Annotated in this window: 13 protein-coding genes and 1 pseudogene; 10 read left to right on the plus strand and 4 right to left on the minus strand. The window is 67.5% G+C overall.

Features of this window, described 5'->3' with window-relative positions; genetic code table 11:
* The first annotated feature begins 5 nt into the window (after positions 1 to 5).
* The 3 genes and pseudogenes from katG to CHC08_RS25730 all read left to right on the plus strand — a co-directional run bounded on the left by katG (position 6) and on the right by CHC08_RS25730 (position 4,441).
* Positions 6 to 2,276, plus strand: a complete 2,271-nt coding sequence (gene katG, locus CHC08_RS25720; protein ID WP_089209936.1) for a catalase/peroxidase HPI — start codon at positions 6 to 8, stop codon at positions 2,274 to 2,276.
* A gap of 558 nt (positions 2,277 to 2,834) precedes the next feature.
* Positions 2,835 to 3,235: pseudogene (locus tag CHC08_RS25725) on the plus strand (SDR family oxidoreductase); the annotation flags it as partial.
* Between the two features lie 24 nt (positions 3,236 to 3,259).
* Positions 3,260 to 4,441 carry a zinc-dependent alcohol dehydrogenase gene (locus tag CHC08_RS25730; RefSeq protein ID WP_089209937.1) on the plus strand — a complete coding sequence of 394 codons (1,182 nt, stop codon included), beginning with the start codon at positions 3,260 to 3,262 and terminating at the stop codon, positions 4,439 to 4,441.
* A 426-nt stretch (positions 4,442 to 4,867) separates the two neighbouring features.
* On the opposite strand, the gene CHC08_RS25740 is transcribed toward CHC08_RS25730, so the two are convergent.
* From CHC08_RS25740 to CHC08_RS25750, 3 genes are all read right to left on the minus strand, one after another.
* A complete protein-coding gene (locus CHC08_RS25740; protein WP_089209939.1) occupies positions 4,868 to 5,689 on the minus strand; it encodes an alpha/beta fold hydrolase in 822 nt (273 codons plus the stop codon).
* A 19-nt stretch (positions 5,690 to 5,708) separates the two neighbouring features.
* Positions 5,709 to 6,278: a DJ-1/PfpI family protein gene (locus CHC08_RS25745; RefSeq protein WP_089209940.1), complete on the minus strand. Its 570-nt coding sequence runs from the start codon at positions 6,276 to 6,278 to the stop codon at positions 5,709 to 5,711.
* A 92-nt stretch (positions 6,279 to 6,370) separates the two neighbouring features.
* Positions 6,371 to 7,114, minus strand: a complete 744-nt coding sequence (locus CHC08_RS25750) for a GntR family transcriptional regulator (protein WP_089209941.1) — start codon at positions 7,112 to 7,114, stop codon at positions 6,371 to 6,373.
* A gap of 439 nt (positions 7,115 to 7,553) precedes the next feature.
* Between CHC08_RS25750 and CHC08_RS25755 the strand changes: the two genes are divergently transcribed.
* The 6 genes from CHC08_RS25755 to CHC08_RS25780 all read left to right on the plus strand — a co-directional run bounded on the left by CHC08_RS25755 (position 7,554) and on the right by CHC08_RS25780 (position 14,646).
* A complete protein-coding gene (locus tag CHC08_RS25755) occupies positions 7,554 to 8,933 on the plus strand; it encodes an extracellular solute-binding protein (protein WP_218825477.1) in 1,380 nt (459 codons plus the stop codon).
* Between the two features lie 80 nt (positions 8,934 to 9,013).
* On the plus strand, positions 9,014 to 9,880 hold the full coding sequence (locus CHC08_RS25760; protein ID WP_218825478.1) for a carbohydrate ABC transporter permease: 867 nt from the start codon (positions 9,014 to 9,016) through the stop codon (positions 9,878 to 9,880).
* Complete coding sequence (locus tag CHC08_RS25765; RefSeq protein ID WP_089209944.1) at positions 9,880 to 10,791, plus strand: carbohydrate ABC transporter permease; 912 nt, start codon at positions 9,880 to 9,882, stop codon at positions 10,789 to 10,791. The genes CHC08_RS25760 and CHC08_RS25765 overlap by 1 nt, the downstream gene beginning before the upstream one ends.
* Positions 10,791 to 11,858: an ABC transporter ATP-binding protein gene (locus CHC08_RS25770; protein WP_089209945.1), complete on the plus strand. Its 1,068-nt coding sequence runs from the start codon at positions 10,791 to 10,793 to the stop codon at positions 11,856 to 11,858. Before CHC08_RS25765 ends, CHC08_RS25770 begins: the two co-directional genes overlap by 1 nt.
* Entirely contained in the window at positions 11,858 to 12,934 is a 1,077-nt protein-coding gene (locus tag CHC08_RS25775) for an ABC transporter ATP-binding protein (protein WP_089209946.1), read from the plus strand. The genes CHC08_RS25770 and CHC08_RS25775 overlap by 1 nt, the downstream gene beginning before the upstream one ends.
* A gap of 251 nt (positions 12,935 to 13,185) precedes the next feature.
* The gene (locus CHC08_RS25780; protein ID WP_089209947.1) at positions 13,186 to 14,646 is read left to right on the plus strand and encodes an NAD-dependent succinate-semialdehyde dehydrogenase; all 1,461 of its coding nucleotides are present in this window, start codon (positions 13,186 to 13,188) and stop codon (positions 14,644 to 14,646) included.
* Here CHC08_RS25780 and CHC08_RS48535 read toward each other — a convergent pair.
* Positions 14,622 to 14,864, minus strand: a complete 243-nt coding sequence (locus CHC08_RS48535; protein ID WP_143653345.1) for a hypothetical protein — start codon at positions 14,862 to 14,864, stop codon at positions 14,622 to 14,624. The two genes, CHC08_RS25780 and CHC08_RS48535, sit on opposite strands and share 25 nt — an antisense overlap.
* Between CHC08_RS48535 and CHC08_RS25790 the strand changes: the two genes are divergently transcribed.
* Positions 14,863 to 16,098 (plus strand): iron-containing alcohol dehydrogenase, encoded by a 1,236-nt coding sequence (locus CHC08_RS25790; protein ID WP_089209949.1) that lies wholly within the window; start codon positions 14,863 to 14,865, stop codon positions 16,096 to 16,098. The genes CHC08_RS48535 and CHC08_RS25790 overlap by 2 nt on opposite strands.
* Positions 16,099 to 16,166 lie beyond the last annotated feature (68 nt).

The following is a 16,166-nucleotide window of genomic DNA, read 5'->3' on the forward strand; positions in this document are numbered from 1 at the left end:
TTTCCATGACCGAGAACCACGACGCGATCGTCACCGACACAAAGAGCGGGAGTGAAGCAGGCGGCTGTCCGATCGCGCACGACTCCGTGACCGCGCATGGCAGCGAGAGCGAGAACCCGGCCATCGACTCGCCGACTCCGAAGACCGGCGGTCGTCCGCACACGAACCGGGACTGGTGGCCCAACCAGCTCGACCTCTCGATATTGCGCGCGCACTCCTCCAAGGGCAACCCTCTGGCAGAGGACTTCAGCTACGCCAAGGAGCTCGAGCAACTCGACGTCGAGGCCCTCAAGCAGGACATCATCGAGGTGCTCACCACCTCGCAGGACTGGTGGCCGGCCGACTTCGGCCACTACGGCGGCCTGATGATCCGGATGAGCTGGCACGCCGCGGGCACCTACCGCATTCACGACGGTCGCGGCGGGGCCGGCGACGGCTCTCAGCGTTTCGCCCCGCTCAACAGCTGGCCCGACAACGCCAACCTCGACAAGGCTCGCCGGTTGCTGTGGCCGGTCAAGCAGAAGTACGGCCAGAAGATCTCATGGGCCGACCTGCTCGTGCTCGCCGGCAACGTCGCCCTGGAGTCCATGGGGTTCAAGACCTTCGGCTTCGGTTTCGGCCGCGAGGACATCTGGGAGCCAGAGGAGATCTTCTGGGGTCCGGAGGACGCCTGGCTCGGCGACGCGCGCTACGTCACCGAAAATGAGATGTCGCCGGACGTCGGCTCGACCGAGATGGGTCTCATCTACGTCAACCCGGAGGGTCCCCGCGGCAACGCGAACCCGGCCGCGGCGGCGTACTTCATCCGCGAGACCTTCGGACGGATGGCGATGAACGACGAGGAGACCGTCGCTCTCATCGCCGGCGGCCACACGTTCGGCAAGACCCACGGCGCCGGGATCGCGGACGACCACGTGGGGCCGGAGCCCGAGGGCGCGCCGCTGGAGTCGCAGGGACTGGGCTGGCTGAGCACTTACGGCACCGGCAAGGCCGGAGACACGATCACCAGCGGTCTCGAGGTGACGTGGACCGACGTGCCGACACAGTGGAGCAACCGTTTCTTCGAGATCCTCTTCGGCTACGAGTGGGAGCTCACCACGAGCCCCGGCGGCGCGAAGCAGTGGGTCGCGAAGGACGCCGAGGCGATCATCCCCGACGCCCATGACCCGTCGAGGAAACACAAGCCGACGATGCTCACGACCGACCTGTCGCTGCGCGTCGACCCGGCGTACGAGAAGATCTCCCGCCGCTTCCTGGAGCACCCCGACGAGTTCGCGCTGGCCTTCGCCAAGGCCTGGTACAAACTGCTGCACCGCGACATGGGTCCGGTCAGCCGCTTCCGCGGACCGTGGGTCGCCGAACCCCAGCTGTGGCAGGACCCGGTGCCGGCCGTCGAGCACGAACTGGTGGGTGACGGCGATGTCGCCTCCCTGAAGGCCAAGGTCCTGGAGTCCGGCCTCACGACCGCCCAGCTGGTCTCCACCGCCTGGGCCTCCGCCGCGAGTTTCCGGTCCACCGACAAGCGCGGCGGCGCCAACGGCGCCAGACTCCGTCTGGAGCCACAGCGGAGCTGGGAGGTCAACCAGCCCGAGCAGCTCGCGACGGTCCTGGACACCCTCGAGGGCATCCAGCGTGAGTTCAACGAGGCCGGCGGCGCGAAGATCTCGCTTGCCGACCTGATCGTGCTGGCCGGCTCGGCCGCCGTCGAGAAGGCGGCACGCGAGGCCGGCGTGACGGTGACGGTACCGTTCCGCCCGGGCCGCACCGACGCCACCCAGGAGCAGACCGACGTCGAGTCCTTCCGGGTCCTCGAGCCCCGCGCCGACGGGTTCCGCAACTACCTGTCCTCCGGGGTGAAGACCCCGCCGGAGGTGCTGCTCGTCGACCGTGCCTACATGCTCAGCCTGACCCCGCCCCAGATGACCGTCCTCATCGGCGGCCTGCGCTCTCTCGGAGCCAACGTCGGCGGTACCCGGCACGGCGTCCTCACCGACAGACCCGGCGTGCTCACCAACGACTTCTTCATCAACCTGCTCTCCCCGGGCACCCGGTGGAAGGCATCGGAGTCCGAGGAGCACGTGTACGAGATCCGCGACGTGAACACCGATGAGGTGAAGTGGACCGCCACCGCGGTCGACCTCGTCTTCGGCTCCAACTCCCAGCTCCGAGCCCTCGCCGAGGTCTACGCCGGCCGGGACGCCTCCGACAGGTTCGTGGCCGACTTCGTCGCGGCCTGGACCAAGGTCATGGAACTCGACCGGTTCGACCTCGCCTGATCCATTTCCACCCGACGAGCCCGGTCGAGCCACCACGATCGACCGGGCTCGTCGACTATCGGCCCCGGCAAGGCCACCATCGCTGACCTTGGCGCAACCGTCCGGCCCGACCTCATCCAGCCGCGATTTCAGCCTGAGCCGCGCCGGAACCGGCCTTGGCGACGCTCGGCAAGCACAAACGGGTTCAGGCGGGCTCAGGCGGGCGACGCGGTGGCAGAGTTAGCAGGCCCTGCATCGAGAACTGTCGTTCGTCGTCGCGCACAGCCGCTGAAGGCAGGTGGACGACGCGGCGGGCATACGCGGCGACCACATCGAGAACCGCGGGCATCCCCTCGGCCGTAGCGAACGGCCAGAGGAAAAAACGGCCTCGACCCCGTTCGGGGGTGCGTGCAGAGTGCCCGGACCGGCCAGGTCACCCCGACATGACCTCGACGCCGTCCGGAAGGCCGACCGCTTCGAGATCGCGGGCCAACGCATCTCCCCAGAGGCCGTTAGCTGATGTTCAACACGGGCACAGAACGCGAATGCCAGACGAACAGCACCAAAAGCCACCCCCTCAGGACCAGGGATACCCAGGTCACACCGACGACATGGTCCCGCGAGGGGGCTGCCATCATCAACACCTCCTCGATCAACGGGCTGCGCGGTAACAAGACGCTGATCGACTACGCGGCGACCAAGGGCGCGTCAACGCGTTCACATACTCGATGGCACAGAACCTCATCGAGCGAAAGATCCGCGTCAACGCGGTCGCGCCCGGCCCGGTGTGGACGCCGCTGATTCCGGCGACGTTCCCGCCGGAGAAGGTGGAGAAGTTCAGTGAGCAGGTACCGATGAAGCGGGCCGCCGACCCCGACGAGATCGCCCCGTCGTACGTGTTCTTTGCCTCTGAGCGCATGTCCTCCTATTACACGGGCGAGGTCCTGGCGCCGATCGGCGGCGAGACGCTTCCCGGCTGACAAAGTTGACGAAAGGGAGCCACTATGAAGGCCCTGACCTGGCACGGCAAGCGTGACGTCCGCGTCGACGAGGTTCCCGATCCGACGATCAAGGAACCCAACGACGCGATCATCAAGGTCACCTCGAGCGGCATCTGCGGCTCCGATCTGCATCTGTACGAGCTGTTCGGCCCGTTCATGGACGAGGGCGACATCCTGGGTCACGAGCCGATGGGGATCGTCCAGGAGGTTGGCCCCGAGGTCACCCACATCAAGGCCGGCGACCGGGTCGTCATACCGTTCAACATCTCGTGCGGCCACTGCCACACCTGCGGCCATGGCCTGTACGCCCAGTGCGAGACCACCCAGGTCCGCGACCAGGGCAAGGGTGCGGCGCTGCTCGGCTACACCAAGCTGTACGGGCAGGTCCCCGGCGGCCAGGCCGAGTATCTGCGCGTCCCGCAGGCGCAGTTCGGGCCGATCAAGGTGCCCGACGGGCCGCCGGACGAGCGCTTCGTGTTCCTGTCGGACGTACTGCCGACGGCGTGGCAGGCCGTGGAGTTCGCCGACGTCCCCGAGGGCGGCTCGATCGTCGTCTTCGGTCTGGGCCCGATCGGCCAGATGGCCGCGCGGATCGCCGTCCATCGTGGCTACCGGACGATCGGCGTCGACGGGGTGCCGGAGCGGCTGGCCATGGCCGGACGGCACGGTGTGGAGATCGTCGACGCGTCCCAGGCCGGCAACGTGCCCCAGTCGATCCTGGACCTGACCCATGGCCGGGGCGCCGACTCGGCGATCGACGCGGTCGGTATGGAGGCGCACGGTTCGCCCGTCGCCAAGATGGCCCAGACCGTCACCGGCTTCCTGCCGGACAAGGTCGCCGCGCCGCTGATGTCCACCGCGGGCGTGGATCGCCTCAGCGCGCTCTACGCCAGTTTCGATTCGGTACGCCGAGGGGGCACCGTCTCGATCGTCGGCGTCTACGGCGGCATGACCGATCCGATGCCGATGCTGAAGCTGTTCGACAAGGGCCTGACGCTGCGCATGGGCCAGGCCCACGTGAAGCGCTGGATCGACGACCTGCTGCCGCTGGTCACCGACGACGCCGACCCGCTGGGCGTGCTGGACCTCACGACACACACGCTGCCGCTGTCGGCGGGCCCGGAGGCGTACGAGATGTTCCAGAAGAAGCGCGACGGCGCCATCAAGATCCTTCTACGGCCATGATGTTGAGGTGAAGGCGTGCTCAGGCACGCCTTCACCCATCCACAGGTGCGGCCCTAAGCGGCGGCCCGTCGTGGCGACGCCCTGCAGGAAGTGACGTTGTCGATGACCACCATGCGTCAACTCTGTCCCGGGTCCGCAAGCGCCGACGCAACGGAGTTCCGCGAACTGCAACACGGTGACCATCGCCAACTGTCCGGGCGAGATCCCGGGCCTGCCCCGGATCCCGAACCCGTCCAGGAACGCGCCATCGAAGAACATCTCGCCCAACTCATCACGGACCCGCATCGCCAGCGACCCGTGTCGAAACGCCGCCCTGGCCACTGCCTCGTCATGGCTCGGGTCTCGGGGAGGGCGCTAGCTTCTGCGCGGATCACGCCTGCTTCATGCTGATCTGCTTGAGCACGGGCTGCGGACCTGTCGCAGCAATCAGTGACCTCGTTCCCGGCCGAGGAAGCACGACAGGAGTCGCCTGAAGTCGTGCGGGTGCTCGAGCGCCGGCACGTGCCCGCATCGGCCGAGCACGTGCAGACGGACATCGGCCAGGTGTTCGAGCAGGGGCAGGGCTGCCATCCCGAGCGGGGTGACTCGGTCCTCGGCGCCGTGGACGAGCAGCACGGGCGCGCGGACCCCTGCCAGCGTTTGCGCCGAGAGGGTCAGATCGTCGGCCCAACGTGCCCTAGGTGGAGGGAACAACGACGCGTATGCGGCCGCCCCCGCTCGCATCGCAGCTGCACGGGCAGCGACGGCCGACTCGGTCACGAGCGCTTGGTCGAGGACGAGGCGACTCAACATGTCTCGTGCCCCGAGCGGGCCGGCGGGGGCGGCCCAGACCGCGTCGAGCTCGGAGGACAGCGGCGCCCCGGGGGCGCCCATCGTCGAGACCGCCACGACACGGGTGACCTGCTGGGGACGCGCGGCCGCCAACGCCAGCGCCACGGCACCGCCCATGGAGTGGCCCACCACGGCGTAGGACTCGACACCGAGAGCATCCATCAGGCCCGCGGCCTGCTCCGCCCACAGCCGGAGCCCACTCCTGGAGCCCGCCGGGATTGGTGTACGGCCGAACCCCGCCTGGTCAGGAGCCACCAGGTGCCAGGACGTGCCCAGCGCCTGTGCCGTCGTTGCCCAGGCGCCGGATCCGGTCGTACCGGGTCCGGAGCCGTGCAGCATCAGCACCGCGGGCCCGGTGCCGCTCTCCAGGACGTGGACGGGGGAGTCGTCGACGGTGACGGTCCGAAGTGCCGTCACCGAGACAGGCCAGGTGTGCTCATGCCGATGCGGAGTTGATGGACTTCGAAAAGAGCTCCATCATCGCCTTGCCGAATTGCGGCATGTCAGGCCACCCCCGGCAGGAGACGAGGTTGCCGTCCACGACGTCGGGAGCGTCGATGACCGTCGCGCCCGCGTTCTCCATGTCACCGGTGATGGGGGGGAAGCACGCCGTCTTTCGACCCTTCAGCAGCCCGTACACAGCCGGCACCTGCGCGCCGTGGCACACCAGCGCGATCGGGAGGTCGCGCGCGAAGAAGTGCTCGGTGATGCGCCTGACGTCGGCGTCGACCCGGATCCACTCGGGGGCACGCCCCCCAGGGATGATGAGGGCGTCATAGCGCTCGACGTCGACCTCGGCCCAGGGCACGTCGACCGGCAACTTTCGGCCGTTCTTCTCCACGTAGGCGTCGGAGTTGGGGTCGAACTCGTGGATTACCAGCTGAACGTCACGCATCGTGCGTGACGAGACGTCAACGTCCCAGCCGCCCTCCTGCACGCGATAGTAGGGATACATGGTGTCGAGCTCCTCGGCGGCGTCGCCGGTCAGGAGCAGCGCTCTGGGCACCTGCTTCTCCTCGTATCTGGGGCGGGTGAAGTGGATCCAATCCGATCCAATCCGATCCGATCGGGTTAGCATTCCTCGGCCCAGTCCGCCCGTCAAGCCTTTTCCGTCATTCCGTCCGCGCCCTTGGCCTCGTCGAACAATCGTCGGAACCGCTCGCCGGACAGCAGGATGTGCCGACGCATGGCGTAGGCGGCGGCGTCGGGGTCACGCGCGGCGATCGCGGCCAGAACTTCTTCGTGCTCGGCCATGGCCAAGTGAGTGACCTGGGTGTCGTGGAGAAGCCGGAACAGGTGCACGTGCGTGTGCAGGCGAGCGAGCGCTTCGCGGATGACCTGGTTCTCCGCGCTCAGGGCGACGAGATCGTGAAAAGCGGCGTCGCGTAGCCCGAAGGCGCCATAGGCCATGGGCCCGTCGCCCCCCTCCAGCTCCGCCATCTCCTCAAGCATTCGTCGCAGACCGGCCACCTGCTTCGAGGATGCGCGTTCGGCGGATCTGCGCGCCGCTGCCGACTCGAGGAGCAGGCGGACCTCAAGCATGTCCTCGAATCGGTCACGGGTGATTTGTGGGGGAATGCGATATCCGGCATGGGGCACACGCACGACCAGGCCCTCGGCCTCCATGCGATTCAGAGCGTCTCGGATCGGTGTCTGCGAGACCCCCAGCTCTCGCGCCAGGGCGTCGATCGTGACGCGGGAGCCAGGCTCGATCCGTAGCGACATCAGCTGTCCGAGCAGCGTGTCGTACACCTCGTCGGCAAGCCGGCCGCGAGATCTTCCCGGCGGCGTTCCGCCCGTCGTGGCCCCACGGCGCCGCATGATCATCGCTTCGTCGTCCATCGTGACGTGAGGTCCTTTCTTGCGTCTTCGAGAACATGTTGACATCGGTCGCAACGCTGCGGGATATTGACGCCCCCACTCGGATCGTATAGGAAAGGTGACGGATGCCAGCCATCCTTCACTCATCGGGGAACCGCCCGCCATCGCTCCGCTTCGATCAGTTGGAGCTCCCATGAGCATGCTCGATGTCCTACTCGGTTCGCCACCGGGCCGCACAAGGACCGAAGGACTTCTCGACTGCCTGAAGCCCCATTGCGTCGCGGCGTACTCGTGACGCCGGTCCGCGGGTCAGCCCCTGCGCCAGCCGGTCAACACGCCTGAACCCAGCAACTGCTCGGCGATGCACGCAGCAAGGCTTCAGAAGTCCACCCCCCAGAAAGCAGGCAAGAAGATGCGGTATCCAAAGCGAATAGGACGACTGTCCGTTCCCGGTCGAAAGGTGCAGCTGGCGACGGCGGCCATGTTGGTGGCCACGACCGTGGCGGCTTGCGGCGGCCAGGACGACGGCGCGAAGGCGAGCGCCCCCAAGGCACCGGCGACCATCCCGGAGCTCACCAAGGACCCGCTGACCCTCAGCTTCATCTGGTTCGACTGGCCCCCTGCCCACGCGCTGGAAGACTTCGCGAACGCGGAGTACACCAAGCAGCGGTCGAACGTGACCATCAAGGTCAACACCGTGCCGAACGCGAACTGGCACGACGCGATGTTCACCCAGTTCGCAGCGCACAAGACCGACTTCGACATCCCGATCCTGGACTCGCAGCACATCGGCGAGGCCGTGACGAACGGCAACATCCTCGACATCACCGACTTCGTCAAGCAGAACATCGACGTCAAGGCCTACAACCCGTACCTCCTGGCGGCCTATGGCCAGTACCCCCAGGCGGAGACCGGGAAGCGCGACGAAAACGCCAGCCTGTACGGACTGCCGCTGCTCGGCGACACCTGGACGATGATCTACCGCAAGGACCTGATCGGTGACAAGCCGCCGCAGACGTGGGACGAGATGATCTCAGTCGCCGCGAAGTGCCAGGCGGACAACCCCGGCGTCAGCGGGCTGGCTTTCCACCAGGCCAACGGCTCCGACGCCGCGGCCGTGACCTACAACACGGTCAACGGCGTCTACGGCGGCAACCTCTGGGACTCCAAGACGCGCAAGATCGACGGCGTCATGAACGACGCTGCGGGCCAGGAGGCGATGGACGTCCTGGTCAACAAGATGAAGCCGCTGACCGCCAAGGGCTCCGGCAACTGGTTCATCGACGAGGTGAACGCGGCGGTCGCCCAGGGCAAGGCATGCATCGCGTTCAACTGGATCGCCGCGAGCGGCGGCCTGCTCGACCCGAAGCAGTCGACGCTCGGCACCACGCGGGAGCAGATTCTCGACAAGCTGGGTTTCGCCACCCTGCCGAGCCAGAAGACGAACCTGGTGCCTCTCGGCGGCATGGGGATGCACGTGTCGGCCTATTCTCCCGCGGCGAACCAGGCGGAGGCCCTGAACTTCATGAAGTGGTTCGAGCAGGCTGACATCCAGAAGAAGTGGGCCGCGGCCGGTGGCGTGCCGGCGCGTACGGACGCCCTGGAGTCGCCCGAGTTCCTCAACGCCGGGCCGTTCAACAAGGTGTACGCCGACTCGGTTACGCGGATGCGGGACATGTGGAACGTGCCCGAGTACGCGCGCCTCGTCGACATTGAGAACACCAACGTGAACGCGGCTCTCAACGGCGCGAAGCCGCCGAAGGACGCGCTCGACGACATCGCCAAGGAGCAGCAGGGCGTACTCGACTCCGGCAACCGCAAGGGCGGCGGCGGACTGTGAGTGGCCCCGTCCCTCTGACGACCGACCACCCGGGGCAGGTGGCGTCCGCGACGCCGCCTGCACCGGGTCGGTCCCGCCGGTTGAGCGACCGCTGGCTCGCCGTGGCCTTCATCTCCCCGGCGCTGCTGCTGTTGCTCGCAATGTCGGTGTTCCCATTGCTGTGGGCGTTGTACCTGTCTTTCACCGACTACTCGGCCACCCGCGGAGGGTCGGCCCATTTCGTCTGGTTCGAGAACTACACCGCCATCCTGACTTCGGCGCAGGTCCACCTGAGGGCCTTGACGACGTTGATCTACGTGGTCGGCGCGGTCGCCCTGCAGACCGTGCTCGGTTTCGCCATCGCCTACCTGATCTCACGGCGCACGCACGGGCGAGGACTGCTGACCACTCTGTTCCTGGTTCCGATGATGCTGTCGCAGGTCGTGGTCGGGCTGTTCTGGAAATTCATGCTCGACGCGCAATTCGGTGTGATCAACAGCATGCTCGGCTCGCTCGGCCTGGGGCAGGTGGAGTGGCTCACCCGGCAGCAGACGGCATTGATTTCCCTGATCGTGGTCGACACCTGGCAATGGACGCCGTTCATCATGCTCATCGCACTTGCGGGCCTTACCGCGGTCCCCAAGTACTTGTACGAGGCCGCCTCGATCGACCGGGCGTCCGAGTGGTTCCGGTTCCGCACCATCACTCTTCCGCTGGTGTGGCCGCTACTCCTCATCGCCGTGTTGTTCAGGGCCATCGAGGCCTTCCGGCTGTTCGACCTCGTCTACATCCTCACCAGCGGAGGTCCGGGGGTCTCCACCGAGACGTTGTCGTTCCACGTCTACAAGGTGGCGTTCCTGGGCTTCAACACCGGAACCGCCTCGGCGTACGGGATCCTCATGGTCCTCATCGTCATCGTCCTCACGCAGCTCTACCTGCGCTACTTGAACAAGCTCAAGGAGGACTGATGGCCGTCTCCGTCGACGAGGCCGTGTCCACAGGTCCTGTCCGGGATCGCACGCCCGCCGCGCGCCGCTTCGGCGGCCGGGGCCGCTCCGTGCTGGAGATCGCGCTGCTGACCGTGCTGGCCGTCGTGATGCTCTTCCCGGTGCTGTGGATGATCGAGACGTCCATCAAGGAGAACCGGGACGTCTACGCCATCCCGGCCAAGTTCTTCGACTTCACGGTCACCTTGGACCATTTCAAGGACGTGTTCGTCGCCTCCGGCGGCGGTCGTTCGACCTTGTCCGTCGCGTTCCTCAACTCCGTCGTGGTCGCCGGGGTCTCCACGGTGCTGGCCACCGTGCTGGGGGTCCCGGCGGCCTGGGCCTACTCGCGCTTCTCCGTGAAGGCCAAGAAGGACCAACTGTTCTTCATCCTGTCCACCCGCTTCATGCCGCCCGTGGTGGTCGTTATCCCGATCTTCCTCATGTACCGCCAGGTCGGACTCATCGACACCAAGCTCGGCCTGATCCTCATCTACGCCGCCTTCAACGTCCCGTTCACGATCTGGATGATGAAGGGGTTCGTCGACGAGGTGCCCGCGGAGTACGAGGATGCCGCCATGCTCGACGGCTACACCCGCTTGCAGGCGTTCTGGAAATTCACCCTTCCCCTGCTCGTGCCCGGTATCGCCGCGACGGCGGTCTTCGCCCTCATCTTCTCGTGGAACGAGTTCGTGTTCGCCATCTTCCTTACCTCCAGTGACACCGTGCGGACGGCCCCACCCGCCATCGCCGGCCTCATCGGTGGAACCACTGTGGACTGGGGCCTCGTGGCCGCCGCCTCCGTGGTGTTCGCCCTACCGGTGCTCGTCTTCGCCTACCTGGTGCGCAAGCACCTCATCGCCGGTGTGACGCTCGGGGCGGTGCGACGCTGATGGCGGGCATCGAGGTGACCGCCCTGCACAAGCGCTACCCGGACGGGACGGTCGCGGTCGAACACGTGGACCTGTCCATCGGCGACGGCGAACTGTTCGTGATGCTCGGCCCTTCGGGTTGCGGCAAGACGACCACGCTGCGGGCCATCGCCGGCCTGGAGAGGCAGACGACGGGCGACATCCGCATCGGCGACACGCTGGTCAACGACCTGCCGCCCGCCGAGCGCGACATCGCCATGGTGTTCCAGTTCTACGCTCTCTACCCGCATCTGAGAACCCGCGACAACCTGGCGTTCCCCTTGCGGGCCGAGGGACTGCCCAAGCCGGAGGTGGAGGATCGGGTCGCCGAGGCCGCCCGGCTGATGCGGCTCGGTCCGCTCCTGGACCGGCGACCGAACCGGTTGTCCGGCGGGGAGCAGCAGCGCGTCGCGCTCGCTCGCGCCCTGGTGCGACGTCCGCGCGCGTTCCTCATGGACGAACCTCTCACCAACCTGGACGCGGAGCTGCGGGCGGACATGCGCACGGAGATCAAGCACCTGCAGGGGGAGCTGGGAACGACGATGGTCTACGTCACCCACGACCAGGTCGAGGCGATGTCGCTCGGTCACAGAATCGCCATCCTCAACAAGGGCCGCGTCGAACAGATCGGCACGCCGCTGGAGGTCTACGACCGTCCGGCGAGTCTCTTCTGCGCCGCATTCATCGGCTCCCCGCCGATGAACCTGATCGAGGTGGAGGTGGCCGACGGGAAGCTGCGCAGTAAGGGCGGACTGGTCCTCACGCCACCGCCAGGCCTGCCGCGCGACCGTTCCCTGGTCGCAGGCGTCCGGCCGGAGGCGCTGGAAGTCACAGAACCAGGGGCGGAAGGTTCGGTCCCGGCCCGCGTGGTCTCGGCGGAGTGGCTGGGCGACGAAATCATCTACGTGGTCGACTACGGCGGCCAGCGCGACGTACGGGTTCGGATGCCACTGACTGTCCGTTTCGCCACTGACGCACCGGTCGGGCTGCGGCACACCGGCGGGCCCCCGGTGGTCTACGACGTGAACACGGAAGAGCTGGTGGCCTGATGGGAACCGTGGCAGCGCACGGGCTGTGCAAGTCCTTCGGCAAAGTCCAGGCCCTGGACGGGGTGACGCTGGACGTGCCGGACGGATCGTTCTTCGTCGTGCTCGGACCCTCCGGGGCAGGCAAGACGACAACCCTGCGAGCGATCGCCGGCCTTGAGAAGCTTGACGCCGGGTCGGTGCATCTGGACGGGAGGGACGCGACCGGTGACACCCCGGCCGAACGCGACCTGGCCATGGTCTTCCAGAGCTACGCCCTCTACCCGCGACACACGGTGTACGAGAACATCGCCTCGCCGCTGCGGGCACGCCGCCGTTCTTCGAGCGAGATCGCCGCTGCCGTCGAGCAGATGTCGAACCTGCTGCACATCGAACGTCTGCTGAAGCGTCGTCCGGCGCAGTTGTCGGGCGGTGAGATGCAGCGTGTCGCCCTGGCCCGGGCGCTGGTCCGTAGCCCTCGCGCGTTTCTCATGGACGAGCCGCTGACGAACCTCGACCTCAAGCTCCGTGTCGAGATGCGCACCGAGCTCACCCGCATCCACCGGAGCCTCGGAGCAACCTTCGTCTACGTGACCAACGACCAGGTCGAGGCTCTGTCCATGGCCGACCAGGTCGCGGTCCTCAAGGAGGGGAAGGTGCAACAGGTCGGAACGCCGACCGAGGTGTACGAGCGGCCGGCCAACCAGTGGGTCGCGGGATTCGTCGGGAGCCCGCAGATCAGCCTGCTCGCCTGCCACGCCGAGGGAGATCGTCTGGTCGGTGCGGAAGGCTGGACGCTGCCGCGGCCCCGCTGGACCACGGCTGAGGACGGTCGTCCGCTGCTGCTGGGCCTTCGCGCGGAGGACCTGTCCGTCGAGCAGCGTGGGAACGCGTCGTTGTCGGGTGAGCTCTACGGCCTTGAGCCGCTCGGTGACCGAACGGTGGTCGACGTCCGGGTGGGGACGGAGATCCTCAAGGTCAAGGCACGACCCACCGTCACCGGTACGCCGGGCGAGCGGCTGCATGTCACGGTCGACCTGGACCGTGCGCACCTGTTCGATGCGGGCACCGGGCTGGCGCTGTCCGAGGCCGGGAGGTAACCGCGCAGGGCGGCGACGTCAACATTCGCCCGCACGTGGCAATCGAGCCTCGGCGGACCGTCAGAAGCAGCTACGGCCCGAGAAGGCGATCGGTGGCGCGGGGCGTCGCCCTGCAGCCATGGCCAAGGCCACGTTCGACCCGCTCGGCAACCTCGACCCCGGCGAGGTCGTGTGACCCGTTCGTCAACGGGCGTGGCGCGATCGCTGAGGTCACGCTGGACATCACCAAGAACATCACAGGAGGCGACGCAATGAGTGACCCGATGAACGTCCTGGCCCCCGAGCACCGGAGGCTCCGGATTGGCGACGCCTGGCGCGACGCCGCCGGCGGAGCCACCTTTGTCGTCGAGGACCCGGCCACCGGCAAGACCATCGCCGAGGTGGCGGACGCCGACGTCGTTGACGGGCTCGCCGCCCTGGACGCGGCGAGCGAGGCAATGGCGGAGTGGGCGGCGACCCCGCCGCGAAAACGGTCAGAGTTGTTGACCGCGACGTACCGGGCACTGACCGAGCGATCCGAGGAGGTCGCCCGGCTGATAACGCTCGAGATGGGCAAGCCGCTCGCCGAGGCTCGGGGAGAGGCGGCCTACGGCGCCGAGTTCTTCCGTTGGTTCGCCGAGGAGGCGGTGCGCGTCGAGGGGCGCTACAACACCGCTCCCGCCGGTGGATATCGCATCCTCACCGTGCCGAAGCCGGTCGGACCGTGCGTCTTCGTGACGCCCTGGAACTTTCCGTTGGCCATGGGTGCCCGCAAGATCGCTCCTGCGCTGGCGGCGGGCTGCACGACGATCACCAAGCCGGCAGCCCAGACGCCACTCACCATGCTGTTCCTGGCCCGCATCATGGAGGAGGTCGGCGTTCCCCCGGGCGTCGTCAACGTCGTGACAACCAAGCGTGCCGGCGAGGTGGTCTCAGCACTGCTAGCCGACCGTCGGACCCGCAAGCTTTCGTTCACCGGGTCGACCGAGGTCGGGCGCGTGCTGCTACGGCAGGCGGCGGACAACGTGCTGCGCACCTCCATGGAACTGGGCGGCAACGCGGCCTTGATCGTGTGTGCCGACGCGGACCTGGACGTCGCGCTCGACGGTGCCATGGTGGCCAAGATGCGCAACATCGGGGAGTCCTGCATCGCGGCCAACCGAATCTACGTCGAGGAGCCGGTGCGCGAGGAGTTCACGGCGCGCTTCGCCGAGCGGATGGGCGCGCTCTCGGTGGGCCATGGTCTCGACGACGGTGTGGACGTCGGGGCGTTGATCGACGAGGCCTCGGTCACCAAGATCGACGAGCTCGTCGCCGACGCGGTCAATCGCGGCGCCCGTGTCTTGGTGGGCGGCGAGCGTCCGGATGGGCCGGGCCACTTCTACCCGCCTACGGTCCTCGTCGACGTGCCCGAAGACGCGCGGATGCTGGAGGCGGAAATCTTCGGCCCGGTGGCGCCGATCATCTCGTTCACGTCCGACGACGAGGTAATGGCGAAGGCCAACGACACCGAGCACGGCCTGGTCGGATACGTCTTCACCCGTGACCTCCAGCGGGCGCTCCGGTTCACCGAGGGGCTGGAGACGGGGATGGTCGGCATCAACCGTGGTCTGATCTCGGACCCGTCAGCTCCGTTCGGAGGCGTGAAGCAGTCCGGGATCGGCAAGGAGGGGTCGCACGAGGGCATCCTTGAGTACCTCGACGTCACCTACGCGGCGATCGACCTACCGTGACCGGCCCGCTGCTCCGGGTGCCCGCCGAGGATCACCGCGCCCTGTGCACACATGACCTGACCGGTCTCCAGAGGGCGCCCGGGCACGACCGAGTCTGGAAGCCCGGCGCGCGCCTGCGCCACCCGGCAGCCAACCTTGCCGACGCCGTCCCGGTCTCGCAGGTGACCTGGACGTCCGCCCAGCAAATCACCGCCGACGTTCCAGAGAGGCACTGACATGCTTGAGACCGTCCGCGGACCACGCCAGCTGATAGTGGGTGAAGGGGTCGCGCAGAACATCCCACGAGTGGTGGCCGAGTGTGGCTCGCGAGTCCTCATCGTGACCGACCGGGTTCTTCTGGGGCAGCCGGGCGTGGCCGAGATCGTGGCCGCCGTGCGGGAGAAGGTCGAAGTCGTCGGGGTGTTCGCCGACGCGACTCCGGACGTGCCACTCGCCGATGTCGCCCTGGCCGTCTCGGTCGCCGCAGAGGTGGACGCCGACGTAATCCTCGCCGTCGGGGGTGGCACGGTGATCGACCTCGCCAAAATCGTCGGCGTCATCCGGCGCCACGGTGGGACGCCGCGCGACTTCTACGGCGAGTCGAAGGTGCCGGGGCCGACGATTCCTCTCGTCGCGGTCCCGACGACGTCAGGCACCGGCTCCGAGCTCACGCCCGTCTCGGTGCTGACCGACCCGGACCGCGAGCTGAAGGTGGGGGTCTCCAGCGTCCACATCGTGCCCGACTTCGCCATCGTCGACCCCGAGCTCACCTACACCTGCCCTGCGACCGTCACTGCCTACTCCGGCATCGACGCGTTTTGTCACGCGGTGGAGAGCTACACCGCGCGACCCCGGGCCCACGGACCGCGCGACCCGGTGGAGCAGGTCTTCCTCGGCCGCAACCCGATCACCGATCACTACGCGCTCCTGGCCGCGGAGCGGATCGCCCGCAGCTTGCCCCGTGTCGTCAGGGACGGAGGCGACAAGGACGCGCGCGCGGACATGTCCTACGGGTCCATGCTGGCCGGGCTCGCATTTTCCCACGCAGGCAACGCGGCTCCGCACGCCCTCCAGTACCCCATCGGCGCAGCCACCCACACACCGCACGGCCTGGGCGTCGGGCTGCTGCTGCCCTACGCGCTGGACGCGGCCAGGGATGCCATCGGCGACCGGTTGACCATCCTCGCCGGGGTGTGCGGGCTCGACGTGACCGACGCCTCGGATGCCGAGGGCGCAGATACGTTCCTCACCTGGCTCGACGGGCTCCTTGCCGACATCGGCATCCCTACCACCTTGGCGGACATCGGCGTGGCACGCGCCGACCTCCCGCGCTTCGCGGAGATGGCCAGTGGCGTCACCCGCTTGATCCAGAACCATCCAGGCCCGACCGACACCGCCAGCCTGACCGCGATCCTCGAAGCGGCCTGGACCGGGGACCGGACCCGACACGTCCTGACTCCGGAGCAGAGATAGTGACGGGCCTTTCACATGACGACGAGTTCCCTGTCCCACCCTGGGCATCGGAATTGTCGGCTACGCCT

This window comes from Streptosporangium subroseum (genome assembly GCF_900188345.1).
GTDB lineage: Bacteria > Actinomycetota > Actinomycetes > Streptosporangiales > Streptosporangiaceae > Streptosporangium > Streptosporangium subroseum.

Bases quoted from the DNA above. Each gene is read 5' to 3' on its own strand.
- katG (WP_089209936.1), top strand. From the start codon at position 6: ATGACCGAGAACCACGACGCGATCGTCACCGACACAAAGAGCGGGAGT.
- CHC08_RS25730 (WP_089209937.1), top strand. From the start codon at position 3,260: ATGAAGGCCCTGACCTGGCACGGCAAGCGTGACGTCCGCGTCGACGAG.
- CHC08_RS25750 (WP_089209941.1), bottom strand. From the start codon at position 7,114: ATGGACGACGAAGCGATGATCATGCGGCGCCGTGGGGCCACGACGGGC.
- CHC08_RS25765 (WP_089209944.1), top strand. From the start codon at position 9,880: ATGGCCGTCTCCGTCGACGAGGCCGTGTCCACAGGTCCTGTCCGGGAT.
- CHC08_RS25770 (WP_089209945.1), top strand. From the start codon at position 10,791: ATGGCGGGCATCGAGGTGACCGCCCTGCACAAGCGCTACCCGGACGGG.
- CHC08_RS25775 (WP_089209946.1), top strand. From the start codon at position 11,858: ATGGGAACCGTGGCAGCGCACGGGCTGTGCAAGTCCTTCGGCAAAGTC.
- CHC08_RS25780 (WP_089209947.1), top strand. From the start codon at position 13,186: ATGAGTGACCCGATGAACGTCCTGGCCCCCGAGCACCGGAGGCTCCGG.
- CHC08_RS25790 (WP_089209949.1), top strand. From the start codon at position 14,863: ATGCTTGAGACCGTCCGCGGACCACGCCAGCTGATAGTGGGTGAAGGG.
- CHC08_RS48535 (WP_143653345.1), bottom strand. From the start codon at position 14,864: ATGTCAGTGCCTCTCTGGAACGTCGGCGGTGATTTGCTGGGCGGACGT.